Below are 9,565 nucleotides of genomic sequence, written 5' to 3' on the forward strand. Positions count from 1 at the left end.
TGTTAGCAACTAGGGCGAAATAAATAACGAGAGGGCTCAATCGCTGAATGGAAGCGGTTGAGTCCTCTGCTGTTATTCTGAGCCTCGCTTGATAACCTATTGGTAGCAAAAAGACAACAACAGGGCAATCGACAGACGATATCTTTGCGTAGACAATCTAGGAAACGCAATATATATCGTAATCGACTATGAAACAAAAAGCACAACCTCTCACACGACTCGTCACGCTACTCGCCACGCTACTCGCCACGCTACTCGTCAGTGCCATCATCTTGCTAGCTCTCCCTCTGGAGGGACGGGCTGAGCGTCCCCCGCTTAGCACGAAGTCGGAGTACACCCTCCTCGTCTGTAGCGATCCGCACATCATGGCTCCCGAGCTAGTCGTTCAGGAGGGCCCTGCCTTTGAGGAGACATTACGTAGCGATCGTAAGCTACTCCTCGAGAGCGTACAGATCTTTGATCAGTTAATCAAGGAAGCTCTAGAGATACGTCCTGATCTCTTTCTCATCTGTGGAGACCTAACGAAGGATGGTGAGCTGGCCAGCTATCACTACCTCACGCAGCAGCTAGATCGACTCACAGAGGCTGGCATCAAGGTACTCGTCGTGCCTGGTAATCACGATGTCAACAACCCCCTTGCTCAGATCTACCTAGGGGATCATACGACTGCTACGGAGCATGTCACTCCCGAGCAGTTTGTTCAGATTATGGCGCCTTATGGGTATGACTCGTCTTCAAGCATCTCGCGAGGCCCAGCGCTCTGCTACGTGTCAGAGCCACTCCCAGGGCTTCGCGTCATCGGCATCGATGCTTGTCAGTACGAGGACAATATTGCCAATAACTATCCTACGACAGCTGGCCGTCTTGATGAAGAACGTGTCCAGTGGATCGAAGATCAAGTGCGACAAGCCAATGCTCAGGGCAAGCAAGTCATAGCGATGATGCATCATGGCATCGTAGAGCACTTCCCTGGGCAGTCGCTACTGGCTAAGGAGTATCTGATACAGGATTATGATCGCATCGCAGAGCGCCTCGCCGAGGCTGGCCTGCAGTATGTCTTTACGGGACACTTTCATGCTCAGGACATCGCAGCCAAGAGCTACAACCAGAGCGTCATACATGACATAGAGACTGGATCCACAGTCACATACCCCTGTCCATATCGTTTGGTTGAGGTCACTCCGACAGAGTTACGTATATCATCTCGTCAGATCGCCTTAGCGATGCCTTCTCACAGAGCTTCAGAAGGTACGATCTCTTTGCAGGACTACGCTTATCAGCACCTAGAGCTTGGTATAAATGATTTGGTACGCTTCCTCACGGAGCATCTAGAGAGTCAGGATAGTGCCTCGGTTATAACTCCTTATAAGGGAGTGATCAATCAGGCAATACCTGCTCTCAAGCCTCTATTTATGGAGATCTATGCGAATCACCTGCAAGGCGACGAGCAGGGCCTGCATCACAATCCAGATAGCACGGCAAGGATGACGGAGCCGTATCCGGGTGATCTCTTTGATCAGACGAAGGGGTTGATCCAAGGAATGCTACCATCGCTAACTCAGCAGATAGAGCTCTTTGAAACGGCTCTATACGACACCTCTGAGTCGGACAATAACGTGTCGCTGCCTTACGAGCACACCGCTCGTCTTGACCGACAAAGACTTGCCAAGAGCAAGCCTTAGGATTGCTTGCTAGACTTTAGACGTGCGAAATGATCTTTCGGTAGAACTGTAGTACCGAAGGGGCGGTGCGTAGGTTGTGTGGCTTGAGTGGCTGTGTGAGCGTCAAGCCTTCGAGCGTGCGACAGCGGCTGAGTGCCACGTACCCTTGTCCAGGGGCGAAGAAGCGACTCGGATCAACCACGATCTGATCGCACGTTTGCCCCTGCGCTTTGTGCACCGTGATAGAGTAAGCGACGATGAGCGGTAGCTGCGTGTAGGAGCCAGTCTGTCGCTCGACGATCTCCCCCTTCTTCTCGTCATAGTCGTAGTCTACCTGCGACCAGGTGTGAGGCGTGACAACGATAGTCTCGCCATCGGGCGTCTCCACCTTGGCATAAGGCTCCGTAATGTCGCCGACAGAGCCCCCGACGAGCTTCGTGATGACGCCCGTCGTGCCGTTGACCCACGCACCGTCGGGATGATTGCTCACGAGCATCACCTGAGTGCCCACCTTGAGCGATATCTCTTCGGGCACAGGCAGTGCAGAGGCCGGGATCTTGCCCTTTAGCTTGCCTCGTATGGTCACCTCTTTGGCATCAAGCTGAGCACAGCGAGACTGGTTGTACGCCTCCACATTGGCCCTATGCGAGAAGAGTAGCACCGCATGCTGGTCGCTCTGGAGTAGCTCCTCCTGCCACTGCGGGGAGACGCGACTGTTGAGCAGGGCGACCGTGTCCTCGCTGACACGTCCTAGGCGGATCTCTTCAAGAGCAGAGACGAAGTGCTGATCGCTCTGACGATACATGCGCCGCAGGACTATGGAGATAGGCGCCAGTGCAGCGTAGGAGTGCGCCTCAAAGAAGTAAAAGCCGTCGCTCTCAGGATAAGCGCGCTGCATCTCCTCCTGATCGGCTGTTGTCGTGACGGGTGGTAGCTGAAAGGGGTCCCCCACCATGAGGAGTTGCACACCCCCAAAGGGCACCTTGCTATGTCTCACGCTGCGCAGGATACGATCCATGGCGTCAAGCAGGTCGCATCGCACCATCGAGATCTCGTCAATGATGATCAGGTCCAGCTGGCGGATGAGCTCCCGCTTGTCTTTGCGGTAGCGACGTGTGATGGCGGAGGTATGGTTGGGATCTGTCAGCGGAGCGAGTGGTAGTCGGAAGAAGCTGTGGATCGTCTGCCCATGAATGTTGAGCGCAGCTAGCCCCGTCGGAGCCAGCTTGACAAACTTCTTATGAGTCACCTCGCAGTAGTGCTGCAGGAAGTAGGATTTGCCAGTTCCCGCGCTACCTGTCAGGAAGAGACTCATAGAGGTCTGCTCCAAACATTGCAGGGCAGACATCTGCTCGGCATTGTTCTGATCGAAAGCTTCTGGGATAACGAGCATACCGCCACCTACTCCTCGTAAAGCGTCGGGTCCTCCAGCCCGTTTGCCACAAAAGCATCGTGCCGCTCCCGACAAGTGCCGCAGCGTCCGCAGTGGCGCTCGCCACCCTGATAGCAACTGTAAGTTTTGCCGTAAGGCACTCCAAGACGAGTGCCCCGCGCCACGATCTCAGCTTTCGTGAGGGTCGTGTAGGGCGCCACCAGCTTGACCCCATTGCTGGTGCCAGCCGTGATCGCCTCGCCCATAGGCTTGACAAAACTCTCCCGACAGTCTGGGTAGATGGCGTGGTCGCCAAAGTGATTCGCTATGAGTACCTGCTGCAAGTCTCGGCTCTCAGCCAACCCTGCGAGGACGCTCAGCATGATGCCATTGCGAAAGGGCACCACCGTCGAGCTCATATTCTCCTCCGAATAGTCCCCGAGCTGCATCTCGCCACCCGAGAGAAGGAGGTCACTACGAAAGTACTCCCCGATGAAGGCGAGCGGGATGATCAAGTAAGGGATCTTTAGCTCATGGCAAATAGCTTTGGCAGCGGCTAGCTCACGCGCATTGTGCTTGGAGCCGTAGTCGAAGCCTACGGCACAAGCCACCTCCTCACGATATTCGTAGAGGAGCGTCGTGCTATCCACACCGCCTGAGAGTGCGATCAGTGAATTGCGCATTATCGTTGTTTTAGTAAGAACGAGCGATGATGACTCTACACTTAGAGGGGCGACCAGTCACCATACAGCGACCAGGCTCCGAGGGAATGTCACGAGGTATGCAGCGGATCGTTGCTTTGGTCTCCTCCTTGATACGAGCCTCGGTCTCGGCAGTGCCGTCCCAGTGGCAGAGGAAGAAGCCGCCGTCCTCGATGCGCTCCTTGAATTCATCGTAGCTGTCGCAGATGTAGGTGCGCTCCTTGAGCGACTTAAGCGAGCGGTTGTAGAGGTTGCTCTGGATATCCTCGAGTAGCTGCTCAATGTGTGCGGAGATGCCCTCTAGAGGCATGGTCTCCTTGGTGAGCGTGTCACGACGAGCCACCTCGACGGTACCATGCTCCAGGTCGCGCATACCGAGAGCGAGCCGTACGGGGACACCCTTCATCTCATACTCAGCAAACTTCCACCCGGGCTTCTTATTGTCGTTGTCATCGATCTGAACCGATACGCCATGCTGACGCAGCTCGCTGACGATCTTGTCGGCTGTCTCGTGGATGCGCTGCAGCTCCTCCTCGCTCTTGTAGATCGGCACGATGACTACCTGGATAGGCGCAATGCGTGGAGGCAGCACCAGTCCGTTGTCGTCGCTGTGCGCCATGATGAGTGCACCGACCAGGCGTGTGGATACGCCCCACGAGGTAGCCCAGACGTAGTCACGATTGCCCTCCTTGTCAAGGAAGGTGACGTCAAACGCCTTGGCGAAGTTTTGCCCTAGGAAGTGCGAAGTACCAGACTGCAAAGCTTTGCCATCCTGCATCATAGCCTCGATGGTGTAGGTGTCGATAGCTCCGGCGAAGCGCTCGGTCTCGCTCTTGACTCCGACGATGACAGGCAGTGCCAGCATTTCACGGGCGAAGTCCTCGTAGACACCGATCATCTTGCGTGCCTCAGCGATTGCCTCCTCTTGGGTAGCATGTGCCGTGTGACCCTCCTGCCAGAGGAACTCAGCCGTGCGGAGGAAGAGACGCGTACGCATCTCCCAGCGCACCACGTTGGCCCACTGATTACAGAGCAGTGGCAGGTCACGGTAGCTCTGGATCCAGTTTTTGTAGGTACTCCAGATGATGGTCTCACTCGTCGGACGAACGATTAGTTCCTCCTCGAGCTTAGCATTGGGGTCTACCTCTACGCCATCGCCCGCCTCGTTGGTACGCAGTCTGTAGTGCGTCACGACGGCACACTCCTTAGCAAAGCCCTCCACGTGCTCTGCCTCGCGGCTGAGGTAGCTCTTAGGAATAAATAGTGGGAAGTAAGCGTTGCTATGTCCCGTCTCCTTAAATCGACGATCGAGGTCCTGCTGCATCTTCTCCCAGATGCCGTAGCCGTAGGGCTTGATGACCATACAGCCACGCACGGAGGAGTTCTCCGCCAGTCCGGCCTTGACAACGATATCTTGGTACCACTGTGAATAGTTTTCGTCACGTGGTGTGAGTTCTTTGATCTCTTTTTTAGCCATGATGCTAGTCTATCTGATTTATTTGCTAGCAAAGGTACCGCTTTTCGCTAGAATTCACAATCTGAGACGGTTGTCTAGATGTCGCAAGTCTTACGAGTAATCCTGTGTAGGGCCGCTCGGTTGGACGCAAACCGTCGGTGCGCCCGTTGTCGTACAGCTCTACGTGTAGCGACTTGTAGGGACGCACGGTCGTGCGTCCGTCCCCGTTAAAATCACGATGCTGTAACCTTTGACACAATGGACGCACGACCGTGCGTCCCTACAACCGTTACCCGTCTCGTGCCTCCCCACAACCGTTACCCGTCTGATAGCTCTGATAGCTCCGATCTCCCCTCTAATTTCTAACCTCTAATCTCTAATCTCTCTCCTCTCCCCCCTCTCTTGCTCAATTCGAAATAAAGGTATAACTTCGCAGAAAATGTAATTCGCACGGCCGAGCCATCACAGCTCCCCCCCCACTTCTAAACTCTAATCTCTAACTTCTAATCTCTAGCTACACTATGAGCAAACAACTCCGTATTTGGCTCTTCGTCCTCCTCACCACGCTCCTCACCTCCACCTCCCTCCTCGCCGAAGGCGTCATCACCATGACTACCTCCAGAAAAGTCGGAGAAAAAATCACACTAGATATCAAAGCAAATGGCAGTGTTACAATAGATGGTGTCAAAGAGGGTGCAAGGTCGGACGGTTTCAAAAACTACACAATCTCAACGAATCGAAGCATAGTCATTCGAGGAGATGTGATTGAGCTAGACTGTTCTAGAAATAGATTGACTAGCTTGGCGTTTTCCGACTGTACTTCTTTAACGAAGCTTAACTGCTCTGACAATCGATTGACAAGCTTAGATGTATTAGGCTGCACTTCCTTGGCTGAGCTTGACTGCTCAGCTGCGGGAGATACGAAACAGCAGTTGACAAGGTTGGATCTCACTGGTTGCACTTCCTTAGTTAAGCTTAATTGCTCTAGTAATCAGCTAACTAACTTAGGCTTGTCAGGTTGCGTCTCTTTGACAATGCTTAACTGCTCTGCTAATCAACTGACTAGCTTGGATGTGTTTGGTTGCACAGCCTTGACGACCCTTGACTGCAGGGGCAATCAACTGACCAGCTTGGATGTATCTGGTTGTACCGCCTTGACAACCCTTGACTGCTGGGGCAATCAACTGACCAGCTTGGATGTATCTGGTTGTACTGCTTTGACGACCCTTGACTGCAAGGGCAATCAACTGACCAGCTTGGATGCCTCGGGCTGTACCGTCCTGACATCTCTCGACTGCGGGAGTAATCAACTGATCAGCTTGGATGTGTCGCAAAATAGAGCTTTGAAGACCCTTATATGTGCAGGTAAAAGTGGAAAGACTGGTGTTTTGAGTCACTTGAACGTCTCTGGCTGTAGTGCCATGACAACGCTTGACTGTCAACGGAATCAGCTAACGTCCCTAGACGTGTCGGGTTGTAGTTCATTAAAAACGCTCCAGTGTTCATACAACCAGATAGCAGACTTGAAAGCTTCTGGTTGTAGCTCCCTAATTGACATTGACTATCAATCGAATCCCCTAACCAATATAGACTTGTCAGGCTGTGACGCTTTTACTTCATTCAACTGTAAAGCCATAGGGGTGAAAAAGCTAAACTTGTCAGGATGTAAGTCTCTTGTAGAATTTTACGGCAATAGTTCTGTGGAGTTTTTAGACTTGTCTGGGTGTGAGAGTCTCACGACTTTTTCCTATAATAATAATGGGTTGCTAAAGAGTCTAGATGTGTCAAACTGCATATCTCTAAAAACCCTAAACTGTAGCTCCAACCAGCTATCGCTTTTGACACTAGTGGGATGTACAGCTTTGACTAACCTCAATTGCGCATCCAATAAGTTAAAGTTCTTAGATGTTAGTGGATGTACATCTCTTGATGAGCTAGATTGCTCTAAGAACCAACTAAACAGGTTGGTGCTGTCAGGATGTTCAGCTTTGAAAGCTATTAATGCCTCCAGAAATGAATTGACTCAGCTTTCCCTCTCAGGACTTGCTTCTCTGAATAGTATAGATTGCTCTGACAATCGACTAATAAGTCTAGAGGTATCCGATAGTAAGTACTTAGCAGCACTTGACTGCTCGCAAAACCAAATCAAAGGTAAGGCAATGCTTGAGCTTGTCAACAGTCTTCCAAGTCGTCAAGGGAAACAGAACGGGCAGTTTCGTGTCGTTGACGAGAAGTCTTCCAAAGAAGGTAATGTCTGCCTTAAGTCAGATGTTGCATTAGCCAAATCAAAAGGGTGGCGACCTGAGCACTACACAACTTACCTTACCTGGGAATCTGGCGCTGCCCAAGGATGGCGCTCTTATGAGGGAAGTGGCGAAGACCCTTATGTTGTACAAGTCAAGAAAACAGGAGAAGGCTCTATTTCAGTTTTAGGGTACCCTTATCTAGATGCTGTTCCCCACGGCGCAGAGCTAACTATTGTGGCTGAGCCTGCTATTGGGTACAAGTTAGAGGCTCTAACCTCAAATGGCGTTGACATACTTGAGTCCAAAAGAGTTACTATTACTGAGTCCACTATCATTATAGCAGTTTTTTCAAAGGTTACAGAAACCTATGCTGTTGTTCAAGAGATTACAGGTCGTGGAGAGATTCAAGTATCTGGGGCTACTAATCTAAAGAGTGTGGAATATGGAACCGAATTAACTATAACTGCGACACCAGCTACAGGCTCTGAGCTAAAAACTCTCACTGCTAACAACGTAGACATCATTGACTCCAAGCGCATTACGGTCAAAGAGAATGTGACGATCAAGGCTGTATTTGCTGAAAAGAGCTACCCTGTTACAACAACTAAAGAGGGCGAAGGTACAATTACAGCAAGGGGTGCAGATGATCTTGGAGCTGTACCTTATGGCACCGAATTAACAATTGAAGCTACGCCAGCTGAGGGGTACGAACTAACAGCTCTTACCGCTAATGGTCAAGATATCCTTGCCTCCAAAAAGGTAACTATCAAAGGAGCTACTGAGGTAAAAGCGACCTTTACCCAAAAGACAAGAAACTTTGTCGTTACGCTGACGAAGGAGGGCGAAGGTACGATCACCGCTACAGGTGCAGATGATCTCGATGCTGTGGCTTACGGCACCGAGTTGACGATTGTTGCTACGCCTGCCGAGGGTTACGAGCTAACTGAGCTTACTGCCAATGGCACGGATATCCTAGCTTCCAAGAAGGTGGCTGTCAAGGTGGCTGTCGAGGTTAAGGCGACCTTCTCAAAGAAGACATTTGCTGTGACACTAGAGAAGGCTGGCGAAGGAGAGCTCTCTACCACGGGTACCGACAATCTCAAGAAAGTTCCTTATGGTACGGAGTTGACAATTATTGCGACTCCTGCAGAGGGCTATGAGTTGACATCCATTGTGGTTGACGGAGTAAACATCACTGCTACCAAGAAGGTCACAATCAAAGATAATGTAACAGTCAAGGCAACCTTTGCGAAGAAGAGCTTTGCCGTCACCTTCGACAAGGTGGGTGAAGGTACAATCACCGCTACGGGTGCAGATGACCTGAAGGCTGTGCCTTACGGTACGAAGTTGACGATCAACGCTACACCTGCCGAGGGTTACGAACTTCAATCTCTCGTTGCTGGTGGTGTAGACATCACAGCTACGAAGAAGATCGTTGTCAAGGACAACCTAACCGTCAAAGCGACCTTTGCTAAGAAGAGCTTCGCCGTCTCTCTAACTAAGGAGGGCGATGGTACGATCTCCGCAACGGGTGCAGATGATCTCAATGCTGTGGCTTACGGCACAGAGTTGACGATCAATGCTACACCTGCCAAGGGTTACGAACTTCAATCTCTCGTTGCTGGTGGTGTAGACATCACAGTTACGAAGAAGATTGTTGTCAAGGACAACCTAACCGTCAAAGCAACCTTTGCTAAGAAGAGCTTCGCAGTCTCTCTAACTAAGGAGGGTGAGGGTACGATTACCGCGACAGGTGCCACCAGTTTGAATGCTGTGGCTTACGGCACGGAGTTGACGATTGTCGCTACCCCAGTTGCTGGCTATGAACTCGTATCCATTACGGCTAATGGTGCTGACATCACCGCTACGAAGAAGGTAGTCGTGACCGACAACCTAACCATCAAGGCAACCTTCACGAAGAAGAGCTTCGCAGTATCTCTGACCAAGGAGGGTGAGGGAACGATCACCGCGACAGGTGCCACCAACCTCAACTCAGTCGCTTATGGCACGGAGTTGACGATTGTCGCTACCCCAGCTGCTGGCTATGAACTCGTATCTATTACGGCTAATGGTGCTGACATCACAGCTACAAAGAAGATCGTTGTCAAGGACAACCTGACCGTCAAGGC

5 protein-coding genes and 1 pseudogene are annotated in these 9,565 nt (G+C 51.5%); 3 read left to right on the top strand and 3 right to left on the bottom strand.

Annotated features, from left to right (window positions below; translation table 11 throughout):
* Window positions 1–188: 188 nt before the first annotated feature.
* Window positions 189–1,682, top strand: coding sequence for a metallophosphoesterase family protein (locus L215_RS0107085; protein WP_027451550.1), 1,494 nt, complete (start codon window positions 189–191; stop codon window positions 1,680–1,682).
* Window positions 1,683–1,698: 16 nt separating this feature from the next.
* On the opposite strand, the gene L215_RS0107090 is transcribed toward L215_RS0107085, so the two are convergent.
* Genes L215_RS0107090 through proS form a run of 3 tightly spaced genes read right to left on the bottom strand, consistent with a single transcriptional unit; the run spans window position 1,699 to window position 5,211 of the window.
* Window positions 1,699–3,054 (bottom strand): ATP-dependent DNA helicase, encoded by a 1,356-nt coding sequence (locus L215_RS0107090; protein WP_027451551.1) that lies wholly within the window; start codon window positions 3,052–3,054, stop codon window positions 1,699–1,701.
* A gap of 8 nt (window positions 3,055–3,062) precedes the next feature.
* Window positions 3,063–3,716: a 7-cyano-7-deazaguanine synthase QueC gene (gene queC, locus L215_RS0107095; protein WP_025882804.1), complete on the bottom strand. Its 654-nt coding sequence runs from the start codon at window positions 3,714–3,716 to the stop codon at window positions 3,063–3,065.
* A 10-nt stretch (window positions 3,717–3,726) separates the two neighbouring features.
* A complete protein-coding gene (proS, locus tag L215_RS0107100; protein ID WP_027451552.1) occupies window positions 3,727–5,211 on the bottom strand; it encodes a proline--tRNA ligase in 1,485 nt (494 codons plus the stop codon).
* Window positions 5,212–6,224: 1,013 nt separating this feature from the next.
* Between proS and L215_RS10440 the strand changes: the two are divergent.
* Window positions 6,225–7,781 (top strand): annotated as a pseudogene (locus L215_RS10440) (leucine-rich repeat domain-containing protein); the annotation flags it as partial.
* Between the two features lie 90 nt (window positions 7,782–7,871).
* A partial coding sequence (locus tag L215_RS10340) for an InlB B-repeat-containing protein (RefSeq protein ID WP_407918620.1) occupies window positions 7,872–9,565 on the top strand: 1,694 nt, incomplete at its 3' end.

Source organism: Porphyromonas uenonis DSM 23387 = JCM 13868 (genome assembly GCF_000482365.1).
Classification (GTDB): domain Bacteria; phylum Bacteroidota; class Bacteroidia; order Bacteroidales; family Porphyromonadaceae; genus Porphyromonas; species Porphyromonas uenonis.